21 protein-coding genes and 1 tRNA gene are annotated in these 24,475 nt (G+C 58.9%); 15 read left to right on the top strand and 7 right to left on the bottom strand.

The window, feature by feature from the left end:
• Positions 1-2,715 carry a sensor histidine kinase gene (locus tag KVY02_RS07975; protein ID WP_218315067.1) on the top strand — a complete coding sequence of 905 codons (2,715 nt, stop codon included), beginning with the start codon at positions 1-3 and terminating at the stop codon, positions 2,713-2,715.
• 354 nt (positions 2,716-3,069) lie between these two features.
• Here the strand turns inward: KVY02_RS07975 and KVY02_RS07970 are convergent, their stop codons facing one another.
• Together KVY02_RS07970 and KVY02_RS07965 are read right to left on the bottom strand one after the other, a co-directional pair.
• The gene (locus tag KVY02_RS07970; protein WP_218314931.1) at positions 3,070-3,402 is read right to left on the bottom strand and encodes an HlyU family transcriptional regulator; all 333 of its coding nucleotides are present in this window, start codon (positions 3,400-3,402) and stop codon (positions 3,070-3,072) included.
• 54 nt (positions 3,403-3,456) lie between these two features.
• Positions 3,457-4,677, bottom strand: a complete 1,221-nt coding sequence (locus KVY02_RS07965; protein WP_081193305.1) for an argininosuccinate synthase — start codon at positions 4,675-4,677, stop codon at positions 3,457-3,459.
• A gap of 213 nt (positions 4,678-4,890) precedes the next feature.
• On the opposite strand from KVY02_RS07965, the gene rnt reads away from it, so the two are divergent.
• Positions 4,891-5,562 carry a ribonuclease T gene (gene rnt, locus KVY02_RS07960; RefSeq protein ID WP_081137284.1) on the top strand — a complete coding sequence of 224 codons (672 nt, stop codon included), beginning with the start codon at positions 4,891-4,893 and terminating at the stop codon, positions 5,560-5,562.
• A 128-nt stretch (positions 5,563-5,690) separates the two neighbouring features.
• Positions 5,691-6,950: a 6-phosphofructokinase gene (locus KVY02_RS07955; RefSeq protein WP_081137282.1), complete on the top strand. Its 1,260-nt coding sequence runs from the start codon at positions 5,691-5,693 to the stop codon at positions 6,948-6,950.
• Positions 6,951-7,016: 66 nt separating this feature from the next.
• Here the strand turns inward: KVY02_RS07955 and KVY02_RS07950 are convergent, their stop codons facing one another.
• Positions 7,017-8,732 (bottom strand): bifunctional protein-serine/threonine kinase/phosphatase, encoded by a 1,716-nt coding sequence (locus KVY02_RS07950; protein ID WP_081137319.1) that lies wholly within the window; start codon positions 8,730-8,732, stop codon positions 7,017-7,019.
• 259 nt (positions 8,733-8,991) lie between these two features.
• Between KVY02_RS07950 and ppa the strand changes: the two genes are divergently transcribed.
• From ppa to purH, 8 genes are all read left to right on the top strand, one after another.
• Positions 8,992-9,522, top strand: coding sequence for an inorganic diphosphatase (gene ppa, locus KVY02_RS07945; protein ID WP_100730596.1), 531 nt, complete (start codon positions 8,992-8,994; stop codon positions 9,520-9,522).
• 186 nt (positions 9,523-9,708) lie between these two features.
• Positions 9,709-11,574: a protein-disulfide reductase DsbD gene (dsbD, locus tag KVY02_RS07940; protein ID WP_218314930.1), complete on the top strand. Its 1,866-nt coding sequence runs from the start codon at positions 9,709-9,711 to the stop codon at positions 11,572-11,574.
• 325 nt (positions 11,575-11,899) lie between these two features.
• The gene (accB, locus tag KVY02_RS07935; protein WP_016913719.1) at positions 11,900-12,361 is read left to right on the top strand and encodes an acetyl-CoA carboxylase biotin carboxyl carrier protein; all 462 of its coding nucleotides are present in this window, start codon (positions 11,900-11,902) and stop codon (positions 12,359-12,361) included.
• A 30-nt stretch (positions 12,362-12,391) separates the two neighbouring features.
• On the top strand, positions 12,392-13,732 hold the full coding sequence (gene accC, locus KVY02_RS07930) for an acetyl-CoA carboxylase biotin carboxylase subunit (RefSeq protein WP_081193311.1): 1,341 nt from the start codon (positions 12,392-12,394) through the stop codon (positions 13,730-13,732).
• Positions 13,733-13,858: 126 nt separating this feature from the next.
• Positions 13,859-14,773 carry a 50S ribosomal protein L11 methyltransferase gene (gene prmA, locus KVY02_RS07925; protein ID WP_218314929.1) on the top strand — a complete coding sequence of 305 codons (915 nt, stop codon included), beginning with the start codon at positions 13,859-13,861 and terminating at the stop codon, positions 14,771-14,773.
• Between the two features lie 99 nt (positions 14,774-14,872).
• The gene (gene dusB, locus KVY02_RS07920) at positions 14,873-15,913 is read left to right on the top strand and encodes a tRNA dihydrouridine synthase DusB (RefSeq protein WP_081137274.1); all 1,041 of its coding nucleotides are present in this window, start codon (positions 14,873-14,875) and stop codon (positions 15,911-15,913) included.
• Positions 15,910-16,233: a DNA-binding transcriptional regulator Fis gene (fis, locus tag KVY02_RS07915; protein ID WP_016913715.1), complete on the top strand. Its 324-nt coding sequence runs from the start codon at positions 15,910-15,912 to the stop codon at positions 16,231-16,233. The genes dusB and fis overlap by 4 nt, the downstream gene beginning before the upstream one ends.
• A 61-nt stretch (positions 16,234-16,294) precedes the next feature.
• Positions 16,295-17,875: a bifunctional phosphoribosylaminoimidazolecarboxamide formyltransferase/IMP cyclohydrolase gene (purH, locus tag KVY02_RS07910; protein ID WP_218314928.1), complete on the top strand. Its 1,581-nt coding sequence runs from the start codon at positions 16,295-16,297 to the stop codon at positions 17,873-17,875.
• A 49-nt stretch (positions 17,876-17,924) separates the two neighbouring features.
• On the opposite strand, the gene KVY02_RS07905 is transcribed toward purH, so the two are convergent.
• A complete protein-coding gene (locus KVY02_RS07905; protein ID WP_218314927.1) occupies positions 17,925-19,382 on the bottom strand; it encodes an NAD-dependent succinate-semialdehyde dehydrogenase in 1,458 nt (485 codons plus the stop codon).
• A 132-nt stretch (positions 19,383-19,514) separates the two neighbouring features.
• Entirely contained in the window at positions 19,515-20,066 is a 552-nt protein-coding gene (folE, locus tag KVY02_RS07900) for a GTP cyclohydrolase I FolE (protein ID WP_016913712.1), read from the bottom strand.
• A 325-nt stretch (positions 20,067-20,391) separates the two neighbouring features.
• Here folE and KVY02_RS07895 point away from each other — a divergent pair, with 325 nt between their 5' ends.
• Complete coding sequence (locus KVY02_RS07895) at positions 20,392-20,967, top strand: hypothetical protein (RefSeq protein ID WP_218314926.1); 576 nt, start codon at positions 20,392-20,394, stop codon at positions 20,965-20,967.
• A 52-nt stretch (positions 20,968-21,019) separates the two neighbouring features.
• Here the strand turns inward: KVY02_RS07895 and KVY02_RS07890 are convergent, their stop codons facing one another.
• On the bottom strand, positions 21,020-22,006 hold the full coding sequence (locus KVY02_RS07890; RefSeq protein WP_218314925.1) for a serine/threonine protein kinase: 987 nt from the start codon (positions 22,004-22,006) through the stop codon (positions 21,020-21,022).
• Between the two features lie 32 nt (positions 22,007-22,038).
• Positions 22,039-22,737 (bottom strand): ComF family protein, encoded by a 699-nt coding sequence (locus tag KVY02_RS07885; RefSeq protein WP_256357591.1) that lies wholly within the window; start codon positions 22,735-22,737, stop codon positions 22,039-22,041.
• Positions 22,738-22,821: 84 nt separating this feature from the next.
• On the opposite strand from KVY02_RS07885, the gene KVY02_RS07880 reads away from it, so the two are divergent.
• The 3 genes from KVY02_RS07880 (at position 22,822) to KVY02_RS07870 (ending at position 24,469) form a co-directional block, all read left to right on the top strand.
• Positions 22,822-22,906: transfer RNA gene (locus KVY02_RS07880), tRNA-Leu, on the top strand.
• Between the two features lie 149 nt (positions 22,907-23,055).
• A complete protein-coding gene (locus tag KVY02_RS07875) occupies positions 23,056-23,445 on the top strand; it encodes a hypothetical protein (RefSeq protein ID WP_218314924.1) in 390 nt (129 codons plus the stop codon).
• A gap of 55 nt (positions 23,446-23,500) precedes the next feature.
• Entirely contained in the window at positions 23,501-24,469 is a 969-nt protein-coding gene (locus KVY02_RS07870) for a hypothetical protein (protein ID WP_371317420.1), read from the top strand.
• The last annotated feature ends 6 nt before the right edge of the window (positions 24,470-24,475 follow it).

The following is a 24,475-nucleotide window of genomic DNA, read 5'->3' as shown; positions in this document are numbered from 1 at the left end:
ATGCGTACCGACCTGGTGGTGATTGGCGCTGCCTTTAGCTACTTGGCACTGCTGTTCATGGTGGCCGCCTGGGGAGACCGCCGCGCCGAACAGGGGCGCTCGCTGATTGGCTCGCCCACGGTGTATGCGCTCTCCATTGCGGTCTACTGTACCGCCTGGACCTTTTACGGCAGCGTGGGCCGGGCCGCGCAGTTTGGCCCTAGCTTCTTGCTCATCTATCTGGGGCCAACGCTGGCCATGCTGCTGGCGCCTTTCACGCTGCGCAAGATGGTGCGCATTGCGGCTCAGCAGCGGATCACCTCGATTGCCGACTTCATCAGTGCTCGTTATGGCAAGAGTTCTCTGCTGGGTGCTCTGGTGGCCCTTATGGCCTTGATTACCATCACGCCTTATATCGCGCTGCAGCTCAAGGCGATCACGGTCAGCCATGCGGTGCTGATGAATTACCCGTTGAGTGCCGACGCGACCCTGGCCACCGAGCGGTTCTGGAGTGATCGTTCGTTCTGGATCGCCATGGTACTGGCCGTGTTCATCATTCTGTTCGGCACTCGGCATCTGGATGCCAGCGAGCGCCACGAGGGCATGGTCGCGGCCATTGCGGTCGAGTCGCTGGTCAAGCTGGTGGCGTTCCTGGCGGTGGGTATCTTCGTCACCTTCGTGCTGTTCGAGGGGCCTGCCGCCCTGTTCGCGCAGGCCGCGGCCATGCCGGAGCTGGCCAACGCCATGCGGCTGGAGAGTGTACCCGGCGGGGCCACCGGCTGGGTGGGCATGCTGCTGCTCGCGTTTCTGGCTTTTTTGACCCTGCCACGTCAGTTCCAGGTACTGGTCGTCGAGAACGTCGATGAGCAGCACCTGATTCGCGCCAGCTGGCTGTTTCCGCTCTACATGCTGCTGATCAACCTGTTCGTGATTCCCATTGCCCTGGCGGGGCTGCTGCTGGATGCCGGAGACCCGGACAGCTTCGTGCTGACGCTGCCTCTCTCCGCAGGTCTCGAGGGCCTGCCCTTGTTGGTGTTCATCGGTGGGCTGTCCGCGGCCACGGGGATGGTGATCGTGGAAACCATCGCGCTCTCCACCATGGTGAGCAACCAACTGGTCATGCCGCTGTTGCTCAAGGTCAAAGGGCTCTATATCGGCAGCCACGGCAAGCTGGCCGATTGGCTGCTGGGGATACGCCGAATCGCCATCGTCGTGATTCTGCTGATGGGGTATCTCTACCACGCGCTGATTGGCGACACTTACAGCTTGGTCACCATCGGACTGGTCTCGTTTGCGGGCGTCGCTCAATTTGCCCCTGCGCTGCTGATCGGCCTTTACTGGCGCGGCGCCACCCGCCAAGGGGCGGCCGCGGCTCTGGTAGCAGGCTTTATCGTCTGGTTCTACACCCTGCTGCTGCCGGGCTTTGCTCAATCGGGATGGCTGGATAGCGCGCTGGTCACCCAAGGCCCCTGGGGGCTAGCGTGGCTGTCGCCCTATGCCCTGCTGGGCCTGACCGGCTGGGACATTTATACCCACTCACTGTTCTGGAGCATGCTGTGCAATGTGGGGCTGCTGGTAGGTGTATCGCTGTTTACCCGGCCCACGCCGCTGGAGCAGACCCAGGCAGCACTCTTCACCGGCGCCATGCACCCGGGCCTGCACACGACCTCTCTATGGCGAGGCGAAACCACCGAAGGCGCCCTACACGCCCTGCTCATCCGCTACCTGGGCAGTACGGCCACCGAGCGCGTGTTTACCCAACATGAGCCGCTGAACAAAACACAGCCTGCTTCCAGCGGGCTGATCACGCGGGCCGAGCAGGCGCTGGCAGGCTCGCTGGGCAGTGCCTCCGCCAGCGTGTTGATCAATTCGGTGCTGCGCGGTGAAGCGCTGGACGTTGCCTCGGTGATGAGCATTCTGGATACCACGTCACAGACGCTGGAGTACAACCGTCGCCTTGAGCAGAAATCCCAGGAGCTGGCCCGGGTGGGCAAGGAACTGCGCAGTGCCAATGAGCGGCTGCGCGAGCTGGACCGGATGAAAGATGAGTTCGTGGCCATGGTCAGCCATGAGTTACGAACCCCCCTGACGTCGATTCGCTCGTTTGCCGAAATATTGCGCGACACTCCGGACATCAGCGATGACAAGCGCCATCAGTTCCTGACCATCATGGTGCAGGAAAGTGAGCGACTCTCCCGGCTGATTGAGGAAATACTCGATCTGGCGCGTCTGGAAAGTGGTCGTTTCACCATGTCACCCCAGCCCGTCGATCTCGTGGTATTAGCCCGACAAAGCAGCGACGCACTGGCCCGCTTGCATCAAGAAGAAGCCCTGACCTTTAAATTGGTGGTGCAGCCCGAGACTGCCATGGTAGAAGCTGACCCCGACAGGCTGGAACAGGTGATCATCAATCTGCTGGAAAACGCGCGCAAGTTCGCGCACCACACCCATCCCGAGATAATGCTAAGCGTAGAAGCCTATGAAGATCATTTTCGCCTGAGCGTGGACGATAATGGGCCAGGCATTCCCGAAGAAGAAAGGGAGCATGTTTTCGAAAAGTTCTATCAGTTGCAGCGCAACGGACACTCCAGGCCACAGCGACCCAAAGGCAGTGGGCTGGGATTACCCATCAGCCGTGCCATCGTTCTGCATCTCGGGGGAAAAATGTGGGCAGAGGCCTCGCCCTTGGGTGGCACTCGGATGTCGATTGAACTCCCTGCACAGCTTGATAAGTGAAAAAATGTGACAGGCAAGCGTATCTTAATGTAACTGGCATGTTCTTCATCTTGTACGCTATTCTTGGCTTTCTAAATGCATTTACCCCGTCAGGCAGAGTAGGATATTGCAGAAGAGACATTTATGGTGGGGCTTTTCTCGCATATGCCAATCATTTTGGGTATTGATCTGGTCACAATGCTGCAAGAGTTGCCTTTAAGTCCGAGTGTCCATAAAGCGCTAGCAAGCCATGTTGGCGTATGGGGCAGCTTTTAGAGGATGTAGAGGCCTTTGAACAGGGCGCCTTATTAGCGGCACCTGCAGACTTGATGCTGCAGGCCGCCGCAGAAGCGCGCACCCTGATGGATTCACAGCTTAGTTAGGGGTACCGCTTTCACGACGGGGGTCCGGTTCGAACATCGCGTCCCCCACCTCATCGATGAAGCGCTGCGCCTTGCTGACCATCAGCGCATCACACGCCTCACGCCCTGGCAGCATGTCAGAACGCTCGAAACGGTGCTCTTGAACGCTATCACCCGCAACGGCTTTACGAATCACACCGCTGACACGGTACTGGCCACTCTGGTCATCCGGCTGGGAAATGATCAGGTACTCTTTGTAGGCGACAGGCTCAGCCGCCTTGGTGCCCGACAGGCCTCCACGCTCATCGCTTGACCCAAACAGGCCCGCAAGTAGTTTTTTAAACATGACCACTCCAGGAAAGAGTGACCAACCCACCGGGGCTGGTCACAAGGCAAGAGACTAGCTTTGCTGGCGACCTTTGCCGGCCGCAATGCGCAGGCGCAGCGCGTTCAGCTTGATGAAGCCTTCGGCATCTTTCTGATTGTAGGCACCGGCATCGTCTTCGAACGTGGCAATGGACTCGTCGAACAGCGACTGCTCGGATTTGCGGCCCACCACCGTGGCATTGCCCTTGTAGAGCTTCATGCGCACGACGCCTGAAACGTTTTTCTGCGTTTCGTCAATGGCCGCCTGCAGCATGCGACGCTCGGGGCTCCACCAGTAGCCGTTGTAGATCACTTCGGCGTACTTGGGCATCAGCTGATCTTTCAGGTGTGCTTCTTCGCGGTCCAGTGTCAGCGACTCGATGGCGCGGTGGGCACGCAGCATGATCGTGCCTCCGGGAGTTTCGTAGCAGCCGCGCGACTTCATGCCCACATAGCGGTTTTCGACGATATCCAGACGACCGATACCGTTGTCGCCGCCCAGCTTGTTAAGCTTTTCGAGGATTTCATGGGGCTTCAACGGCTCGCCGTCGATGGCCACGATATCGCCTTGCTCGAAGGTCAGTTCGACGTAGGTGGGCTGCTCAGGGGCGGCTTCCGGTGAAACGCTCCAGCGCCACATGTCTTCTTCGGCTTCGGCCCACGGATCTTCCAGAATGCCGCCTTCGTAGGAGATGTGCAGCAGGTTGGCATCCATGGAGTACGGGGATTTCTTCTTCTTGTTGGAGAAGTCCACCGGGATATTGTGCTCTGCGCAGTAGGCCATCAGCTTCTCGCGTGAAGTGAGGTCCCACTCGCGCCAGGGTGCGATGACCTTGACGCCCGGCTTGAGCGCATAGCCGCCCAGCTCGAAACGCACCTGGTCGTTGCCTTTGCCGGTCGCACCGTGGGAAATGGCGTCGGCGCCGGTTTCGTTGGCGATTTCGATCAAACGCTTGGCAATCAGCGGGCGAGCGATGGAAGTACCCAGCAGGTACTCGCCTTCGTAAATGGTGTTGGCACGGAACATGGGGAAGACGTAATCGCGCACGAACTCTTCACGCAGGTCTTCGATATAGATTTCCTTGACACCCAGCGCCTGGGCCTTGGCACGCGCGGGCTCGACTTCCTCACCTTGACCGATGTCGGCAGTGAAGGTCACTACCTCGCAGTTGTAGGTCTCTTGCAACCACTTGACGATAACGGATGTGTCCAGGCCGCCTGAATATGCCAGCACAACCTTTTTGACATCGGACATTCTTTGCTCCTCTTGAATAAGAACACAGTTCACCAGAATCGGTAGCACGCTCGGGCACTACCCATTACACCTGGCACCCAGTATAGCGCTCTCATTGCCCAGCGAATACCGTCAACGACGCCTTGGGCCCAAAGCTGCTAGAATCAGCTCATTCGTGGCGACTCCCCATGACCGCCACTGTGTTCGATTACTCGCTTTACTAAGGAGAGCTGCATGAGCGAGGCAATTGCCCGCGATCTGATGGCCCAGCGTTTTCGCAGTTACCTGCCGGTGGTCATTGACCTGGAAACGGGCGGGTTCAATGCCCAGACGGATGCCGTACTGGAAATTGCCGCTGTGACGCTCACCATGGACCCGGAAGGCAATCTACTGCCCGACGCCACCTATGCTTACCATATTCACCCCTTCGAGGGGGCCAATGTGGAGCAATCGGCTCTCGATTTCACGGGTATCAACCTGGATGACCCGCTGCGCCGCCAGGTCGCCTTGAGCGAGTCCGAGGCGTTGGGGGAAATCTTTCGCCCCATTCGCAAGTCCATCAAGGCGCATGGCTGCTCTCGCGCCATTCTGGTAGGCCACAACGCGGCGTTCGATCAAGGGTTTCTGAACGCAGCCGCCAATCGGTGTGGCGTCAAGCGCAACCCGTTTCATCCGTTCTCGAGTTTCGATACAGCGACCCTGGCGGGTTTCGTTTACGGCCAAACCGTGCTGGCACGCGCCTGTCGTGCGGCGGGCATCGAATTCGACAACAAATCGGCTCACTCCGCCCGTTATGATACCGAGCGCACCGCCGAACTATTCTGCGCCATGGTCAATCGCTACAAGGATCTGGGCGGCTGGCAGCTGGCGTTGAAAGAGCAAGCCATGGACGCAGGCGAGGAGTAGCTCCAGCAGCCTTGCCCTGCGTGTAATGCAGTGGCAACGGCTTTAGGCTAAACTCCGCAGCATTTACTGATACCCCGAAAACTCATTTAGCTAGCAACACGACACTCGCTCAGGAGACGAAACGTTCCATGGCCCTGCACAATGCCTTTTATGCCCAGTCCGGTGGCGTTACCGCCGTCATCAATGCCAGCGCCTGCGGCGTGATCGAAGCGTGTCGGCAAGCCCCCGATCAGATCGGCAAGGTGTATGCCGGCCATAACGGCATCATCGGCGCCCTGACTGAAGACCTGATCGACGTCAGCCAGGAGAGCGACGACGCCATTGCTGCCCTGCGCCACACCCCGGGCGGTGCTTTTGGCTCATGTCGCTACAAGCTCAAGGATATCGATACTCATCGCACCCAGTACGAGCGCTTGATCGAGGTCTTCAAAGCCCACGATATTCGCTACTTCTTCTACAACGGCGGAGGTGATAGCGCCGACACGTGTCTCAAGGTGTCTCAGCTATCGGAAAAAATGGGCTATCCACTGACCGCCATTCACGTACCGAAAACCGTCGACAACGATCTGCCCATCACCGACAACAGCCCCGGATTTGGTAGCGTGGCCAAGTACATTGCCACTTCTACTCGCGAAGCGTCTCTGGACATCGCCTCGATGTGTGCCACGTCTACCAAGGTATTCGTGCTTGAGGTCATGGGGCGTCATGCAGGCTGGATTGCAGCAGCGGGTGGTCTGGCAGGGGAAGGCGAAGGTGAACCGCCTCACCTGATCATCTTCCCCGAGGTGGCATTCAACCGCAAAGCGGTCATGGCCAGGGTCGATGAGAGCGTCAAGAAGTACGGCTACTGCGTCATCGTGGTATCTGAAGGGGCACGCTACGAAGACGGCACCTTCCTGGCCGATGCAGGCAACACCGACGCCTTTGGCCACCGCCAGCTGGGCGGTGTAGCGCCCACTCTGGCGGGCATGATCAAGCAGGACCTGGGTTACAAGTACCATTGGGCCGTGGCTGACTATCTGCAGCGGGCGGCGCGCCACCTGGCTTCCAAAACCGATGTGGAGCAGGCCTATGCCGTGGGCCGCGAAGCCGTGACGCTGGCGCTGGCAGGCAAGAACTCCATGATGCCGGCGATTCGTCGCATCTCTCAGACCCCGTACCAATGGGACGTGATCTCTGCTCCCTTGGCACAAATCGCTAACCAGGAAAAGTTCATGCCACGTGACTTCATCAGCGAAAGTGGCTTCGACATCACTCAGCAGTGCCGCGATTACCTGTCCCCGCTGATTCAAGGCGAAGACTTCCCGCCCTTCGAAAATGGCCTGCCCAAAGTCGCCAAGCTGAAGCTGGCGAAAGTGGCGCAGAAACTGCCCACGTTCACGCTGTAATACGACCTGAACGGCCCGCAGTCGCGCTAGAAGGGATGGCCCAGGCCATCCCTTCTGCGTTCTGACCTAGCGTAACAGCCAGGAGAGCACCAACAGCAGCAGAAGAATGCCCGCTACCCCCTGCCAGAACCGCCGAGCTTCTGGGCGCGACTCTTCGCGTACCGGCAAACGCCCCAAGGGCACACGCAGTGCGTAGAGAAACTCCGACATGCGACGAAAACGCAGCGCTCGCTGGGGGTCCAGGGCTCGACGCAGCGCCTCATCCAGCTCCGGGGTAATCTCAGGATTGGTGGTACGCGCGCTGCGATAGGCCAGCTCTTCAAGATCGGTATGGCTGCGCAGGCGGTTAGGTGTCAACAGGTACGGCAGCTCACCGGTCAGTAACCAGTAAACGGTCGAAGCCAGCGAATACTGGTCGCTGCGGCGGCCTATGGTGTCGCCCAGCGCATACTCAGGCGCCGTATGCTCGCAAAGCCCCACCTGTCGCAGCAGGTCGCCGGATTGGCGATGGCCATCCACCTCGCGCATGTGGCAGGCGCTGAAGTCGGTCAGCACGACTTTACCGTGCTGGTCGATCAGTACGTTATCCGGGTTGATTTGCTGATGAATGATATCTCGGTGGTGCAGCGCCTGTACCGCCTTGCCCAGCTGGTTGGCAATGTCCAGACGCTGGTTCAAGCTGGCTTGAGGGTGGCGCTGCGCCCACTCACGCAGCGTCTCGCCTTCCACGTTCTGCATGAGATAGTAGAGATAGCGGCGAGGACGCGACAGCTCCATGACCTTGACCACGAAGGGGGAGTTGACCCGCTCCACTACCCACTGCTGCAGCAGGAAGTGTTCCAGATAGGCATTGCGCAGCGAAAGCTCTGGGCTTGGCGCCTTCATGACCATGATACGGTCGCTGTGCACATCGCGTACGCGGTAGACCCTGGACTGCGCGTTTCGCGACAGCACCGCCTGTATTTCGAGGCCATCCAGCCGCTCGCCTACCGCCAGTTCTGGGGGGATGGGCAAGTCCCCATACAGCATACTGGGCGTATCACTGGGTTCTTCCGGCAGCTCATCGACACGCAGAATCTGAAAACAGAACTGCTCTCCCCCATAACCTCGCTCCTGGGCGCGCTGCTTGGCCTCGCTGGCCAGGCGCTCACAGGCCGCATCGAGATCGCTGGCATCTTCACGAATCAAGCGCACATAGTCAGACGGCATGAGCGTGCCGCGCACGGCTTGGGTGGTAAAGACGAAAAAATCACCCTGTTTGAGCGGCAGGTGGGTGTAATCGATATCCAGGCTGCCATCCATGCCCAAGGCCCGAGAAGGATAGCGGTACCCCCCCACGTCGGTTACATGGTCACGGGTCAACTGTTCGAACTCGGCCCCTCGCAGACGAAAGACCAGCGTGTCCCCCATATGAAACAGGTGCCCTTCGCGGCCAAGCAATACCAGGGCAGACATGGAGGACACAAAACCACCTTCCTTGACGTGCTGACTCTGGCTATAACACCAGCTATTGAGCGCTCTCAAGACCCGCGTGGCAGAGGTCTTGGTATCCCAGTGCTCGGGGGTGGAGTAATAGTCGGACAAAAAGCCACGCACGCTTAGATCACCTGCCTGCTTGGCCATGGTATTGCGCGACAGCGAGTCGCTGATGACGGCACAGCCACCTTTCGATTTCAATACGGGCGCATCCGGCAGGCGCACCGACATGGAGCTGCGATGCTGGCGGCGCTGCGGGGCAACGAAAGCCTGACCATAACTGATTAGCAACTGGGCGTGCGCCAACTCATCCTCCTGGACATAAAGGTCCTTGCCACGATCACACGGCGACATGATACACGCTGCGACGCCGAAACGATGCCCACCAAACGTCGCGTCGGCCATCAAAGAGCACTCCGCCCCCTGTCTTCATCAACGTCAAACACCTATGTCGCATTGGTAATCTGGCAGTCATGTTCGTATAATTCTGCCCTATTAATGCAATGCATCAATTGTTTGACATCTGCCTCAATCGCAATAGATAAGCCAAGCCAAGGAACTCAAGATGAACCTCGATAACATCCCCGCTGGAAAGGATCTGCCCAACGATATCTATGTGGCGATCGAAATTCCTGCCAACCACGCGCCGATCAAATACGAAATCGACAAGGATATGGGTGCGCTGTTGGTTGACCGTTTCATGGCCACCCCCATGTTTTACCCGGCCAACTACGGCTTCATCCCTCACACCCTGGCAGATGACGGCGACCCCCTCGACGCACTCGTGGTGACCCCCTACCCGGTCGCTCCCGGCAGTGTCATTCGCGCCCGCCCGGTAGGCATCCTGAACATGACTGACGAAGCAGGCGAAGACGCCAAGCTGGTATGCGTACCTCATGCCAAGCTGTCTGCCCTCTATGATGACGTCAAGGAAGTCACCGACCTGCCAGAACTGCTGCGCCAGCAGATTGCCCACTTCTTCGAGAACTACAAGGACCTGGAGAAAGGCAAATGGGTCAAGGTAGAGTCATGGGAAGGGGTTGAAGCCGCTCGCAAGGCCATCGAAAAATCGGTGGCGGCTTACAAGAAGTCCTGAGTCGACGTTCAAGTGGCAAACGTTCTGCCATGATTCGTCCAAGGCCGCCTTCGGGCGGCCTTTTGCATACTGGGTTAAGCGAACATGAAGTAGCGCGTCACGTCACCGCAGCCGCTACGCCTGGGCGAACGGTTACGGTATTCTGCGTGCTATTGTTGCCTCGACACCGCTGCGTAAGGAAACCTCGTGTTACTGCTCAAACGCTTCTCTCTTTTTTTCCTACTGGCCTGCTTGCCATTGCTGGCGCAAGGCCAATGGTTTTCATCCAGTAATCAAAGTGATTTTCTGCCTGTCATGGAGGCGTTCCAACCCAGCGCCTGGCATGACGAAGAAACACTGTATATCGGCATCGACATTGCCGATGAGTACTATCTTTATCGACACCAGCTCGCGGTTGCCAGCCTGCAGGATGATCTCCGCCTGGAAGCCCCCATCATCGCCGAAGGCACGTTCACCAACGATGAGTTCATGGGTGACGTCTATATCTTTCGCGACAGCCTGGTGTTCGAAGTACCCTTTTCCGCGCCCCATTCTGGCCCGGCCCATATCGAGCTGACGTTTCAAGGGTGTGCCGATGCCGGACTTTGCTACCCGCCAGAGCGGGTAACGCTGAAAGCTCCGCAAGCGTCACCCCCCAGCCAGTTCGCCCAATGGAGTGAACACCAGGGGACGGATGCTCCAGCCAATACTGCATCAACAAGCGACGCGCAGTCCTCTATCGCCCAACCCTCAGCCTTTACTGCCCCGCAAAGCGAGGACAGCCGTTTTCGCCACCTGATGAGCGAGGCCAGCCTGCCCTTGATGCTAGGGCTATTCTTTGTGGCGGGTATCGGCTTGACCTTTACGCCCTGCGTGCTGCCCATGATTCCCATTCTCTCCTCCATCGTGGTAGGGCAAAACCCGACCAGACCCCGTGCTTTCGTGCTGTCAGCCAGCTACGTGCTGGGCATGGCCAGCACCTATGCGCTGGTGGGCGTGCTGATGGGGCTGTTTGGCGCAGGCTTGAACCTGCAGGCACATCTTCAGTCAGCGCCGGTGCTCATCACCTTTGCACTGCTGTTCACCCTCTTTGCGCTGGCCATGTTCGGCGCCTTCGATCTACGCGTTTCTCCCCGAGTGGCCAACACCGTCGACGCCTGGCAGGCGCGAGCCCAGCGCAGCGGCCCGGCAGGCCTGGCCCTGGCGGGAGCGCTCTCGGTGCTGGTGGTTTCACCGTGCGTCACGGCGCCACTGGCGGGCGCCCTGGTGTTCATATCGTCCACGGGCGATGCCATGGTGGGCGGTGCCGCCCTCTTTGCACTGGGTCTGGGCATGGGCGTGCCGCTACTGCTGGTCGGCACCTTTGGCACGACGCTGCTACCGCGCTCGGGCGCCTGGATGAACGGCGTCAAGATCGCGTTTGGCTTGCTGATGCTAGGGGTCGCCATCTGGATGATCGAACGTCTTGTGGCACCTTCCATCGGCCTGCTGCTCTGGGCAGCGCTGGCGATCGGGACTGCCCTGACGCTGGGAGCCTTGACGCTCCAGCACGCGTCGGGCTGGGCCAAGGCACGCCAAACCCTGGGCCTGATGCTGCTTGCCTGGGGGATAGCCCTGGTACTGGGGGCGGCTCAGGGTGGCACCAACCCACTACGCCCATTGACGCTGGGCAGCAGCTCGACCACCACCACTGAAACGGCACTACCGTTTGAAACGGTTAGTACGCTGGGCGAGCTACAAACCCAGCTGGAACAAGCTGCTCAATCCGATCAGCCAGTCTTCGTACACTTCACTGCCGACTGGTGCATATCCTGTAAATTAATGGAGCGAGACGTCTATCCCAATCCGCAAGTAGCCGCGCAATTGAACGATTTTCAGCGTGTCGCAGTCGATGTTACCAATACCAACGCAAACAGCAGAGAGCTATTGAATCATTTCGACCTGTTTGGCCCGCCCAGCCTGCTGTTCTTTCAGCATGGTATCGAGGTCCGGGAAGCACGTATACAGGGCGAAGTCACGGCACACGCACTGGCGCAGCACCTCGATTCACTCAAACGGTGGCAGCAAGGTTAGCCTTGCACTAGTCTGAATGACATGGTCAGCGCAGTACGGTGCGCTGGCCATTTTTTTAGCGCTTTGTCGCCAACGTCGTCAAACGGTCGTTTAAGTCGCAAAATTAGCCACGCCTGAGGCGACCACTGGACAGTGCGCAACTTTTTCGGCAAACTCCGCAGCCATATTTGCTAAAAAGCTCATCTTTTAGCGTTGACACAGGGGTAACGTTCGCCATCGTGCAGCGTTCTCTTCGTTTTAAAATCAGGTTTACTGCGCCGCACGCAAGCAGGCAGGTTCGACCTGCTGCGCCGTGTTTTATTGATTAACGTTTGGGGCTATATAGATGGATATTCGTAAGGTCAAAAAGCTGATCGAGCTGCTGGAAGAGTCCAACATCAGCGAAATCGAAATTCAGGAAGGCGAAGAATCAGTGCGTATCAGCCGCCATCCGAATGGAGTCAGCTGGCAGCCACAGCCAATGCCACAATACGCCCAGCCCGCATACGCGCCGCAGGCTCCTGCGCCAAGCGCCCCCAGCGCCGAAGCGGAACCTCAAGGTGCCAGCTATCGCGGTGAAGCCGTCAACTCTCCCATGGTCGGCACTTTCTACCGCAGCCCGGCCCCTGGCGCCAAGGCCTTCGTGGAAGTTGGCGACACCGTAAAGCAAGGCGACACCGTGTGCATCGTCGAAGCCATGAAAATGATGAACCAGATCGAAGCCGACCGTGATGGCGTGGTCGAAGCCATTCTGGTGGAAGATGGCGAGCCGGTGGAATTCGATCAGCCCATGATCGTCCTCGCTTAATCTTTCATTACGATACGGGTGGACTCTCCCATGCTGGACAAGGTACTTATCGCGAACCGCGGCGAGATAGCCCTACGCATCTTGCGAGCGTGTAAAGAGCTAGGCATCAAGACCGTAGCGGTTCACTCCAAAGCCGACCGCGAGCTGATGCACGTTCGCCTGGCAGACGAAGCCGTCTGCATCGGCCCTGCTTCTTCCGCGCAATCCTACTTGAACATCCCAGCCTTGATCAGCGCCGCTGAGGTGACGGACTCGAGCGCGATTCACCCGGGCTATGGCTTCCTTTCCGAGAACGCCAACTTCGCCGAGCAGGTAGAACGCTCTGGCTTTACCTTTATCGGCCCCCGCGCAGAGACCATTCGCTTGATGGGCGACAAGGTCAGCGCCATCGAGGCCATGAAGGCAGCAGGCGTACCAACCGTTCCCGGTTCGGATGGCCCTCTGGGCGATGACGATGCCACCAATCTGGCCACTGCGCGCCGCATTGGCTACCCGGTGATCATCAAGGCCGCGGCCGGTGGCGGCGGGCGTGGCATGCGCGTGGTGCATACCGAAGGGCACCTGCTGTCTGCCATTACCGTCACCCGCACCGAAGCGCATGCTGCTTTTGGTGACGGCACGGTCTATATGGAGAAGTTTCTCGAGAAGCCGCGCCATGTCGAGGTGCAAGTACTTGCCGATGGCCAAGGTAACGCGATTCACCTGTTCGACAGGGACTGCTCCCTGCAGCGCCGCCACCAAAAGGTGCTGGAAGAGGCCCCAGCGCCCGGCCTCGACCCCGAGGCACGCGCCAGGGTTCTGGAAGCCTGCCGTCAGGCCTGTATCGAGATCAACTATCGCGGCGCCGGCACCTTCGAGTTCCTTTACGAAGAGGGTGAGTTCTTCTTCATCGAGATGAACACCCGGGTCCAGGTAGAGCACCCCGTGACGGAGATGGTCACCGGCGTGGATATCGTCAAGGAGCAGCTGCGCATCGCCGCTGGCATGCCGCTGTCGATTCGCCAGGAAGACGTGCAGCTCAATGGTCATGCCTTCGAATGCCGTATCAATGCCGAAGACGCCCGTACGTTCATGCCGTCTCCTGGCAAAGTGACGCTGTTCCACGCCCCAGGTGGCCTGGGCGTTCGCATGGACTCGCACCTCTACACGGGCTACACCGTTCCACCGCATTACGATTCGCTGATCGGCAAGCTGATCACTTGGGGCGCCGATCGCGACATTGCGCTGACCCGCATGCGCAATGCGCTGGACGAACTGCTGGTGGAAGGCATCAAAACCAACATCGACCTGCAGAAAGACCTGGTTCGAGACAGCTACTTCCGCCAGGGTGGCGTCAACATCCATTATCTGGAAAAGAAGCTGAGCAGCTAGGTAGTGAGCTGATGCTTACAAACCTGACGCCTCCTCATCGGAGTAACGCCAGGTTGTCTACGCGGGGTGGCGATTGCCACCCCGTGAGCGTTTCATGACCATTCACTGACCCCGTGGAGACTTCTCATGCCCTGGCTGCAATTAAAAGCGCACGTTGCTCCTGAGCAGGCCGAGCTTCTTGAAGAACTGCTGCTGGACGAGGGTGCTACGGCCATCGGCCTTCAGGATGCCCACGACGACCCCGTCTTCGAACCGGAGCGTGGCACCACGCCGCTCTGGCAAGACACCGTCCTGACGGGATTGTATGACGACCTCGATGGCATCAGCGAGATGCTGGAGCGTATCGAGGCCGCCTGGGCAGAACACATGCCCGGCGAACCCTGCCCCACCATCGAGTACGAGCTGCTGGCCGACCGGGACTGGGAACGGGAATGGATGGATGACTTCACTCCCCTGCGCATGGGCCAGCGGCTGTGGATCGTGCCCAGCTGGCTGGAGCCCCCCGAAGCAGAGGCGGTGAACCTGATCCTGGACCCCGGCCTGGCCTTTGGCACCGGCACCCATCCCACCACCGCACTCTGCCTGGAATGGCTCGACCACCTGGCCGTGCAAGGCGTTCTGACCCACCAGCGCGTACTGGACGTGGGCTGCGGCTCAGGCATTCTGGCCATTGCTGCCCTGAAACTGGGGGCGTCCAGCGCCGATGGAACCGACATCGACCCGCAGGCGCTGCAAGCCAGTCGCGACAATGCGCAGCGCAACGGTATTGCCGAACAGGCCTTGTCACTTTACTACCCCGAGCAACTGGCCGATGACCAGACCTACCCTATCGTGACGGCCAACATTCTGGCCGGCCCGCTGGTCGAACTATCGGGCATGATTGCCAGCCACGTGGCACCCGGAGGCCACATTGCGCTCTCGGGCATTCTTGCCAAGCAGGCCAACGACGTACTGGACGCCTATGAAGCCCAAGGACTTATCATGGAAGAGCCGACCTTGCGTGAAGGCTGGGTACGCTTGACCGGCTGGAGACCCGCATAATTTGCTGCGCTTTCCTTCATTACTGCGGCGAGTAGGCGTATCATACGCTCCCTTGAAACGCGCTATTCGTCGTTTTCATGCCTATCAAAGTGCACCGCCATGACCATGATGACTATCCAGCCCCCTGCGATTGGGCCTTATCAACTGCCCAACCCCGTGATACTTGCGCCCATGGCCGGTGTCACCGATCGCCCTTTCCGGCAGCTATGTCGGCGTTTGGGGGCAGGCTGGGTGGTGGGTGAAATGGTCACGTCCGATCCTTCGCTCTGGCACACGCGCAAATCCCAGCTGCGTATGGATCATCAGGGTGAACCTGCACCCCGGGTGGTACAAATTGCCGGTGGCGATGCGCAGATGCTGGCCGAAGCCGCCCGCCTGAATGCCGAACTGGGCGCGCAGATCATCGACATCAACATGGGCTGCCCCGCCAAGAAAGTCTGCAACAAGGCCGCTGGCTCCGCGCTGCTGCGCGATGAAGCCCTGGTGGCCGAGATTCTCGACGCAGTGGTCAATGCCGTCGATATTCCCGTGACGCTCAAGATCCGCACGGGCTGGTGCGCCGACTCCAACAATGGGGTACGCATTGCCCAATTGGCCGAATCGGCAGGCATACAGGCATTGGCCGTGCATGGACGCCACCGCCAGCAGCGCTACACGGGCGAAGCCGAATACGACACCATCGCCGAGATCAAGTCACGACTCACCATTCCCGTCATTGCCAATGGCGACATCACTTCGCCAGAGAAGGCGGCCCGCGTGCTGCGCCATACCGGCGCCGATGCGGTCATGATTGGTCGTGGCGCCCAGGGCAACCCGTGGATCTTCCAGCAGATCACTCACTACCTGACCCATGGCGAGCACCTGCCCGCCCCTGAGCTGGCAGAGCGCCGCCAGGTGTTGACCGAGCACCTGCACGCCCTGCACGCGTTCTACGGCGATACCATGGGCGTGCGCATTGCGCGCAAGCATGTGGGCTGGTACCTCGATGAAGACTCACGCTTTACCCATACCGAGCAGCGCCGCTTGAAGCAGCAGTTCAATGCGCTCGCATCACCTGATGCGCAGTTTCAATGGATTGATGACGCCATGACCCATAGCGCCTCCCAGCGCTTGCTAGCCAAAGGAACCCATGCCGCATGACTGAACGCGACCTGCTCTCAAGCGAAAGCTCATCGCCACTGGCGGGCACCCTGGCGGACCCGGCGACCACGGCCCAACCTCAACCGCTGCGGGAAGCCGTGGAAACGGCCATGCGTCGCTACTTCGAGCACCTTGATGGAGGTCAGGCATCGGACCTGTATGCCATGGTGATGGCCGAAGTGGAGGCACCGCTACTGGCCTGTGTACTGGAGCATACCGACGGCAACCAGACCCGTGCCGCCGACGTGCTGGGCCTGAACCGTGGCACGCTGCGCAAGAAACTCAAGCTGTATGGACTGATCGATCGTGACGCCCCTTAAGGGGCGTTGCCGTTTTTAAACCTGGCTGTTCCAACCCTGAACCTGATACATGAGCACTCCCATGGCTGATAGCACCGCTACCCCCGTCCGCCGCGCCCTGCTGAGCGTCTCCGATAAAACCGGCATTGTCGAGTTCGCACAGGGCCTCGTGAAGCATGGCGTCGAACTGCTCTCGACCGGCGGCACCTACCGACTGCTGCAAGAGAACGACGTCCCCGTGACCGAAGTCTCCGAACATACCGGTTTTCCGGAAATCATGGACGGCCGGGTCAAGACCCTGCACCCCAAAATCCATGGTGGCATTCTGGCCCGTCGCGGTCAGGACGACGCCGTGATGGCCGATAACGATATCAGCCCCATCGACATGGTCGTGGTGAACCTCTACCCGTTCGCTGCCACCATCGCCAAACCGGATTGCACGCTGGAAGATGCCATCGAGAACATCGATATTGGTGGCCCCACCATGGTGCGCGCCTGCGCCAAGAACCATGCCTACACCACTATCGTCGTCAACGCGGACGACTACTCCCGCGTGTTGAACGAGCTGGCCGAGCATGGCGGCCAGGTGACTCAGCCGACGCGTTTCGACCTGGCCGTCAAGGCATTCGAACACACGGCGGGTTATGACGGCGCCATTGCCGACTACCTGGGCCGCAAAGTGGCCAGCGAAGAAACTACCTTCTCGCGCACGTTCAACCTGCAACTGCACAAGAAGCAGGACATGCGCTACGGTGAAAACCCGCACCAGCAGGCAGCTTTCTACGTCGACCCCGAGGCCAGCGAGCCCAGCGTGTCTACCGCTCGCATGCTGCAAGGCAAGCCGCTCTCCTTCAACAACGTGGCCGATACCGATGCCGCCTTCGAGTGCGTCAAGGCTTTCGATGACACCGCCTGCGTCATCGTCAAGCACGCCAACCCCTGCGGAGTAGCGGTGGGCGCCAGCGCTCTGGAAGCGTACGACAAAGCGTTTGCCACCGATCCTACCAGCGCCTTTGGCGGTATTATCGCCTTCAACGTCGCCCTGGATGCCGCCACCGCCCGCGCCATCGTTGATCGTCAGTTCGTGGAAGTCATCATTGCCCCCGGGGTAAGCGATGAAGCGGCCGCTATCGTGGCTGAAAAACAGAACGTTCGCCTACTGGATGTCAGCGCACATTGGCCAGGCCAACCGCAGGCTGCCTACGACTTCAAGCGCGTCAATGGCGGGTTGTTGGTCCAGGAGCGCGACGAGGGTATGGTCAGTGAAGCGGAGCTGACGGTGGTCAGCGAGCGTGCGCCCACCGAGCAAGAGTTGCGTGATCTGGCGTTTGCCTGGCGCGTGGCCAAGTTCGTCAAGTCCAACGCGATCGTGTATGCCAAGGCTGGCCAGACGATTGGCGTGGGCGCAGGTCAGATGAGCCGCGTCTACTCCGCCAAAATTGCGGGTATCAAGGCTGCCGATGAAGGGCTCACGGTGCCTGGCTCCGTCATGGCGTCAGATGCCTTTTTCCCGTTCCGCGATGGCATCGATGCCGCCGCGGCGGCTGGCATCACTGCGGTGATTCAGCCTGGTGGGTCAATGCGTGACCAAGAGGTTATCGATGCGGCCAACGAAGCGGGCATTGCCATGGTCTTCACCGGCATGCGCCACTTCCGCCACTAAGCCTTTAAAAACCCCCTGCGAAGCACTTCGCAGGGGGTTTTTTTGAGGGTCACCCCAGATCGATGCACAGGTACTTGGTTTCCAGGTACTCCTCCAGCCCCTGATGCCCCCCTTCACGCCCCAAGCCGGATGCCTTGACACCGCCAAAGGGTGCGGCCGCGTTTGAAATCAGTCCGGTGTTGATCCCCACCATGCCATACTCGAGCGCTTCGGCCACGCGCCACACCCTGGCCAGATCACGCGAATAAAAATATGCGGCCAGACCATACTGGGTATCGTTGGCCATCTCGACCGCCGTCTCCTCTTCATCGAAGGGGAACACCGCTGCCAAGGGGCCGAACGTCTCTTCCTGGGCCACTTTCATGCTGTCGCTGGCAAAGCTGACCAACGTGGGCGTGAAGAAATTCCCCCCCAATGGATGCGGGTGGCCCCCTAGCAACAGCTCGGCGCCCTTGTCGATGGCGTCCTGAACGTGCTCACTGACTTTTTTGACGCCATTTTCATCGATCAGCGGGCCAATGTTGACCCCTTCTCGCGTTCCGTCACCGACTTTCAGCTCGCTGTTCATGGCCACAGCGAGTTTTTCACAGAACGCATTGATGACGCTGGACTGCACCAGGAAGCGGTTGGTACAGACACACGTCTGCCCCGCATTACGGAACTTGGCGGCCATGGCGCCTTCGACGGCAGCGTCCAGATCGGCGTCTTCGAACACGATAAAGGGCGCGTTGCCGCCTAATTCCAGCGAAATCTTCTGAACGTGCTCAGCGGCTTGGGCCATCAACTGGCTGCCTACCTCGGTCGAGCCTGTAAAGGTGATCTTGCGCACTTTAGAGGAGTGAGTGAGCGCTTCGGCAATATCTGCCGCACGCCCGGGCACGACGTTGAACACACCACGCGGCACGCCCGCCCGCTCGGCCAACAGTGCCAAGGCCGTCGCCGAGAACGGCGTCTGGCTGGCAGGCTTTACAACGATGGTACAGCCCGCTGCCAAGGCAGCACCGGCTTTACGGGTAATCATCGCCGCCGGGAAGTTCCATGGCGTAATGGCCCCCACGACCCCTACAGGCTGCTTGGTCACCACGATACGCTGATTGGCTTTGGCTGCAGGAATGGTTTCGCCGTAGATTCGACGCGCTTCTTCGGCGAACCAGCGTAAAAAACTGGCCGCATAGGCAATCTCGCCGGCGGCTTCCTTGAGCGGTTTACCCTGCTCATGGGTCATCAACATGGCGAGATCCTGCTGATGCTCCATCATCAGGTCGTGCCACTTCATCAACACGTCGGCACGCTCTTGCGCCGTCATTCCGCGCCAGGCAGGCAGTGCAGCGTACGCAGCATCGATGGCACGCTCGGTTTCTGCCTTGCCCAGCTTGGGCATATCCCCTACGAGCTCACCCGTAGCGGGGTTCACCACCTTGATTTGCTCGCCGCTGTCGGCGGCTACCCAACTGCCGTCAATATAGGCAAACGGGCAGTAAAGCTGTGTTTCTCTCAGCGCTTCCATGACAAACTCCTGACCAGAGGATGGCCTTGCAGGCTCATTGACCTCTTCATGCTAAGACGAAATGGCACTCTTGACCAAGTTCTCGTCAGGAATCCTTGTACGTATCGTACCTTAACTGAGTGCGTATCGACCTTAGCTGATGAGCGTCAAAAACTCTTGCCGTGTTGCCTGGTTGGTGCGGAAGCCCCCCAGCATGACCGACGACGTCATGCTCGAATTCTGCTTCTCGACGCCACGCATCATCATGCACAGATGGCGAGCTTCGACCACGACGGCCACCCCTTTGGCCTGAGTGACCTGCTGCACCGCTTCGGCAATTTCACGGGTCAGATTTTCCTGGATTTGCATGCGACGTGCATACATATCCACGATACGTGCAAACTTGGACAGCCCCAGCACCTTACCGCTCGGCAGATAGGCGATGTGACATTTGCCAATGAAAGGCAGCAGATGGTGCTCACACATGGAGTAGAGCTCGATATCTTTCACCAGCACCATTTCATCGGTTTGCGACGCGAAGACAGCGCCATTGACCAGCTCTTCCAACGACTGCTGGTAACCCGCATTCAAAAACTGCATGGCCTTGGCAGCGCGCTTGGGTGTATCACGCAACCCCTCGCGATCAGGATTCTCTCCCAGGGCAGTAATAATTTGACGGTAATGCTGGGCGATTTCGTCGGTCATGTTAGGCCTCTTCATTCGGTGCGTGTTCGCTTTTACTGGATCGCCTTGGGGAATCTGTCTCGCCACGAATGGCTCGGCACAGACATCAAAGCCCTTTCATGGGTCAGCCCTATGACTGCCTTACCCGCCGCGAGCAAAAACTTATACAGAAAATATACCTTAAAATAAATTATGTACAACGCAGTAATGCAACTGCCTATTCTAACGCACATGAAGTGGCTGTGGCAGAGTGACACGCACCCCCCTTCGTGCTTATCGGTGCTGTGCTATTATAAAGGCACAATTTTCCTGCCAAATAGGCGGGTGCACTATTTGAGATCCAATTATGTCATTTAAATCATCAGCCTATTGGCTAACGGCCTTGATGGGCACAGCGATCATCACCCCCGTGCTTGCAGCAGAACCCAAACTGACGCTGCCCAGTGGTGCCAGCGTGGGCGTAGAGGTGGTCGAATCCCTGCGCTTCGATAGCCAGCACGCTCGTCACAACGACATTCTCCTTCACCCTGCCCAGGCCGAGGGTAGCTCACACGAGCTGCCAGAGTATTGCCTGATGGTGGCCAATGCCCAACTGAGCGGCGAGCGGATACGTATCACCACGCAAGATGCTACTTGCATCGAGACCGAAGGCAGTGAAAGCGCTATCTATTCAGGAGCGTTTGCCGCCAGCGCCTACGCGATGGATGGGCAATACGGGATAGAGTGCCCGTCGGGTAACTGCGAGCTTACTCCCGGCCAGCGCTTTTTACTGACGCTGGACGAGAGTGTAAGCATTGATGCGCAGGACAACCCCTCCGCCGAGATCAATGCAACGCGTCGGCAGGCCAATGGAGATGGCGTCGCCAACCCTATTCCCAGCGAACGCCCCGACCCAGACCAGGCACCCGCAGGCAATCAATAAGCCTGGCGCCAGCCGCTGCCTGAACAAGCTGGCCTGACAATGACAGGTCAGCTTATCGGTTGCCTCCGGCAAGCCACAAAGGCGATTCCAGCTGCAGGCCCTGCTGTTCGAGCAGACGAATGTGCTGATCCCAGTACCCTCGCTCTGTCACCCAGGGAAAAGCAGCAGGAAAAGCCGGATCATCCCAGCGCGATACCAGCCAGGCCGCGTGACGAATCAAGCGATAGGCGCGCAATGGCTCGATCAACGCCAACTCATGCTCAGGGAATGCCCTTACCTCTTCATATCCTTCGATCAACTCACCCAGCTGCCCACGCCACAGCTCAGGGTCGTCTACAGGCAGCAGCATCCAGACATCCTGGATGGCGGGCGCCATCAGGCAGTCATCGAAATCCACCAGCGTAAAGTCATCATCCCGCCCCAGGATATTACCCAGATGGCAGTCACCATGAGCCCGCAGATAGGCGTCGGGGCTTAGCTGCACGTGCTCCAGGTGCCCCATCAACTTTTCCACCACGGCCTGGTATGCCCGGGACTGGTACTTGTCCAAATGAGGGCTTGCCAGGACTCGCTGCGCAGCATCGGTAACGCCATCCGTGAGCGACAAACTCTCCCGATGCTGAAACCGCTGGCGAGCGGCAACATCATGCAAGCGCCCCAAGACATTTCCCAGGGCAAACAGGTGTGCCGGGTTATCGAGCTCTGGCGCCTGGCCTACACATTGGGGGAAAAGCGCAAAGCGGAAAGTCTGGAAGTGATGCAATGAAACGCCATCAGCTGAGCACCATGGCGCGATCACAGGGACACCGGCCAGCGCCAGCTCCTTCAAGAAGTCATGCTCCTCCTGAATCGCGGCATCCGCCCAACGTCCGGGGCGATAAAACTTGACCACCCAGCGCTCGCCCTCTTCATCGCGAAACATCAGCACGCGATTTTCATAACTGTTCAAGGCAAAGGGCTCGCCTGCGGGCCAGATACCCACCGACTCGATGGCCGACATCACCAGGTCGGGCGACAGGCTGCTAAACGGGTGCGCCATGGATCACTCCTTTCATTGGGCCAGCCAGTATATCAACTCTTCTCCAGCGGCGTGCGAGACGCCGCCCACACGTCCACGCGCGTGGCACCCGCCGCCTGAGCCGCCAACGCCAGCGCATGCCCCGTGGCACCCGTCGTGACCACGTCATCGATGATGATGACCCATTCTGGCAGTGGCCCCGCCACGCGGTAGGCTCCTGCGAGGTTACGCTGACGCTCGGCTCGATTCAGCGACCGTTGCGAGGGTAGCCGCTTGTGGCACTCAGCCTCCAGCACCGGAAGGTGTAGCCGCTTTCCCAATTGTCTGGCCAACCACTGGGCCTGGTTGAAGCCTCGCTCGCGCGCCCTGGAAGGGTGCATGGGCACCGGCAACAACGCGCCCCCCAGTTGCACCGGAGGCTTGCAGAGCATCAATTCGACCAACAGCGTTCCCGCTCGCGCGGAACCATGGAATTTGAAGTCATGCACCAGTTCTGCCACGCCCTCCAGGTAGCGTAGCGCCGCCGTTGTATGCGTAAAGGCAGGGGGCGCTACCAGGCAGTGGCCACAGCGTCCACCCCCACCAGCGGGCAAGGGTTCGGCACATTGCGGGCATGCCGGCGTGTTCCAAGGCAGCTCCCGAAAGCACTGCGCGCACCACCCCTGCTCACCGCAATCCGCCGACAGGCAAAACGCACAGTAGCCCGGTAATTGGCGCGACAACCACTGGTTCACGTACTGAACCATTCGCATAGCCACCTCCTCTGCCAACTGGTTTAAAACAGGATGATTGCATTGACATTCATACGTTTATTGGTAGTATACGCAGCGTCTTCTGCGGATGTGGTGGAATTGGTAGACACGCTAGATTTAGGTTCTAGTGCCGCAAGGTGTGGGAGTTCGAGTCTCCCCATCCGCACCAATTACAACTTGTCGTGTGGTACTCTTTACCACTAGCGCAAGATCAAGAATTCGGTAGCGCCATGCTAACCGAATTTTTTTGTTTCTAGCCCTCTATTATTGATTGCTGCTGGCATGCAGTTCATCTTCCGCTATCTTTGCAGTTGACCCATGATGGCAATTGAGATCGTCGAGTACCAGCAGCAAAGTGGCGAGGAAAACGAAGCTTGCTACCGCACCCATCAAGGCCCCTTGCCCTCTGGCGACTACCTGCATATTCAAACGTTTGGCTCGATCGCCCAGCAACTGACGCGCTACTGGAAATTGGATGACGCATTACTGCGCGAGCAGACGCTGACGTTGGAGATACGCGTCATCGCCATTTATGGCTCGGAGGATATGCCAGTAGGGGCTGCCCGACGCGCCCACCTCTCGCTCCAGGCAGAGCCAACACGTCAGTTGGTGCCGCTTCACCTGGATACGCAGCACATGAACAGTCGCCGTGACCGTCAACGCGTTGTAGAGTGGGCAAAAGAGATTGAGCTGCACAAAGCGCAATGAGGCACTCGATCGATAATGAACAGGGAAGCCGATGATGAGATTCGCCGTTACCACCATGTGCTTGAGCGTGATGCTTACGGCCACTTGTCTGCTTGCTGATGAAACGAACAGCGATTTGCCCGAGTGGGCCGAAGAGCGGGTTGAACCCTTTCGTGCCCGCGTTGGGAACTGGGTAGATAACACCTCTCGCAACATCGATGCCTTTTTTGGTGGCAACGACTCAGCTACGGCGCACAACGACTCTTACTTACGACTGGGGCAAGAGCTGGACTGGATGGAGGGTGACGGCACCAGTGGCGACATCAGCCTGCGCTACCGGATTGACCTGCCGACCACGGAAGATCGCTTGCGACTGATCATCGAGAGTGATCCTGAAGAGTCTCAAGGCACTCTGGCAGACCAGGGATCAGGCCGTCTGTATAACGACCAGCGTGATCGCAGCACCTCCACCTTTGGGTTTGATTGGCTGGAACGCCGTGACAAACGCGAAAACTGGAGCAACCGGGTGGGGGCAGGTATTAGGCTGCGCGTGCCACTGGATCCCTACGTCCGATTCACCAGTGAACGGCTGTGGGATATAGGCGACGGGCCTTGGCAGCTTGAGTCCTACAACCGCGTTTCCTGGTTCAATAATGAAGGCTACTCAGCACGTACCTCCTGGGACATTGGCCGCCCCCTGGCAGACGATCTCCACCTGCGTTTCATCAGCACGCTGCAGTGGCGGGAAGAGGAAGATACGCTGGAATTCAGTGAAGTTGCTGAACTGAATCAGCGCCTCAACCGGCGCAGCGCACTTCGCTACTCGGCCCTGGCGATAGGCGAAAGCGCCTCCAATCCGCGCATGACCAACTACTATCTGCAGACGCGTTACCGTCGAGACATTCACAAGGGCATCCTGTTTGGCGATGTCATACCGGAACTGCACTTCCAGCGAGAAGACAGTTACGACCCTCGCTGGGCCATGACACTGCGCCTCGAGATGTATTTTCAGCGTGAAATACATCGCAACTATTTCCACTTCTAGCGTTTT

The sequence above is a fragment of the Halomonas sp. 18071143 genome, from assembly GCF_019211725.1.
Taxonomy (GTDB): Bacteria; Pseudomonadota; Gammaproteobacteria; order Pseudomonadales; family Halomonadaceae; genus Vreelandella; species Vreelandella stevensii.
This window is presented reverse-complemented; position numbering and strand designations above follow the sequence as displayed.

What these genes read in the sequence shown, in the direction of transcription:
- KVY02_RS07975 (WP_218315067.1), top strand. Translation starts at nt 1, where the DNA reads ATGCGTACCGACCTGGTGGTGATTGGCGCTGCCTTTAGCTACTTGGCA.
- KVY02_RS07970 (WP_218314931.1), bottom strand. Translation starts at nt 3,402, where the DNA reads ATGTTTAAAAAACTACTTGCGGGCCTGTTTGGGTCAAGCGATGAGCGT.
- KVY02_RS07965 (WP_081193305.1), bottom strand. Translation starts at nt 4,677, where the DNA reads ATGTCCGATGTCAAAAAGGTTGTGCTGGCATATTCAGGCGGCCTGGAC.
- rnt (WP_081137284.1), top strand. Translation starts at nt 4,891, where the DNA reads ATGAGCGAGGCAATTGCCCGCGATCTGATGGCCCAGCGTTTTCGCAGT.
- KVY02_RS07955 (WP_081137282.1), top strand. Translation starts at nt 5,691, where the DNA reads ATGGCCCTGCACAATGCCTTTTATGCCCAGTCCGGTGGCGTTACCGCC.
- ppa (WP_100730596.1), top strand. Translation starts at nt 8,992, where the DNA reads ATGAACCTCGATAACATCCCCGCTGGAAAGGATCTGCCCAACGATATC.
- accB (WP_016913719.1), top strand. Translation starts at nt 11,900, where the DNA reads ATGGATATTCGTAAGGTCAAAAAGCTGATCGAGCTGCTGGAAGAGTCC.
- accC (WP_081193311.1), top strand. Translation starts at nt 12,392, where the DNA reads ATGCTGGACAAGGTACTTATCGCGAACCGCGGCGAGATAGCCCTACGC.
- prmA (WP_218314929.1), top strand. Translation starts at nt 13,859, where the DNA reads ATGCCCTGGCTGCAATTAAAAGCGCACGTTGCTCCTGAGCAGGCCGAG.
- dusB (WP_081137274.1), top strand. Translation starts at nt 14,873, where the DNA reads ATGACCATGATGACTATCCAGCCCCCTGCGATTGGGCCTTATCAACTG.
- fis (WP_016913715.1), top strand. Translation starts at nt 15,910, where the DNA reads ATGACTGAACGCGACCTGCTCTCAAGCGAAAGCTCATCGCCACTGGCG.
- purH (WP_218314928.1), top strand. Translation starts at nt 16,295, where the DNA reads ATGGCTGATAGCACCGCTACCCCCGTCCGCCGCGCCCTGCTGAGCGTC.
- KVY02_RS07905 (WP_218314927.1), bottom strand. Translation starts at nt 19,382, where the DNA reads ATGGAAGCGCTGAGAGAAACACAGCTTTACTGCCCGTTTGCCTATATT.
- folE (WP_016913712.1), bottom strand. Translation starts at nt 20,066, where the DNA reads ATGACCGACGAAATCGCCCAGCATTACCGTCAAATTATTACTGCCCTG.
- KVY02_RS07895 (WP_218314926.1), top strand. Translation starts at nt 20,392, where the DNA reads ATGTCATTTAAATCATCAGCCTATTGGCTAACGGCCTTGATGGGCACA.
- KVY02_RS07890 (WP_218314925.1), bottom strand. Translation starts at nt 22,006, where the DNA reads ATGGCGCACCCGTTTAGCAGCCTGTCGCCCGACCTGGTGATGTCGGCC.
- KVY02_RS07885 (WP_256357591.1), bottom strand. Translation starts at nt 22,737, where the DNA reads ATGCGAATGGTTCAGTACGTGAACCAGTGGTTGTCGCGCCAATTACCG.
- KVY02_RS07875 (WP_218314924.1), top strand. Translation starts at nt 23,056, where the DNA reads ATGATGGCAATTGAGATCGTCGAGTACCAGCAGCAAAGTGGCGAGGAA.
- KVY02_RS07870 (WP_371317420.1), top strand. Translation starts at nt 23,501, where the DNA reads ATGTGCTTGAGCGTGATGCTTACGGCCACTTGTCTGCTTGCTGATGAA.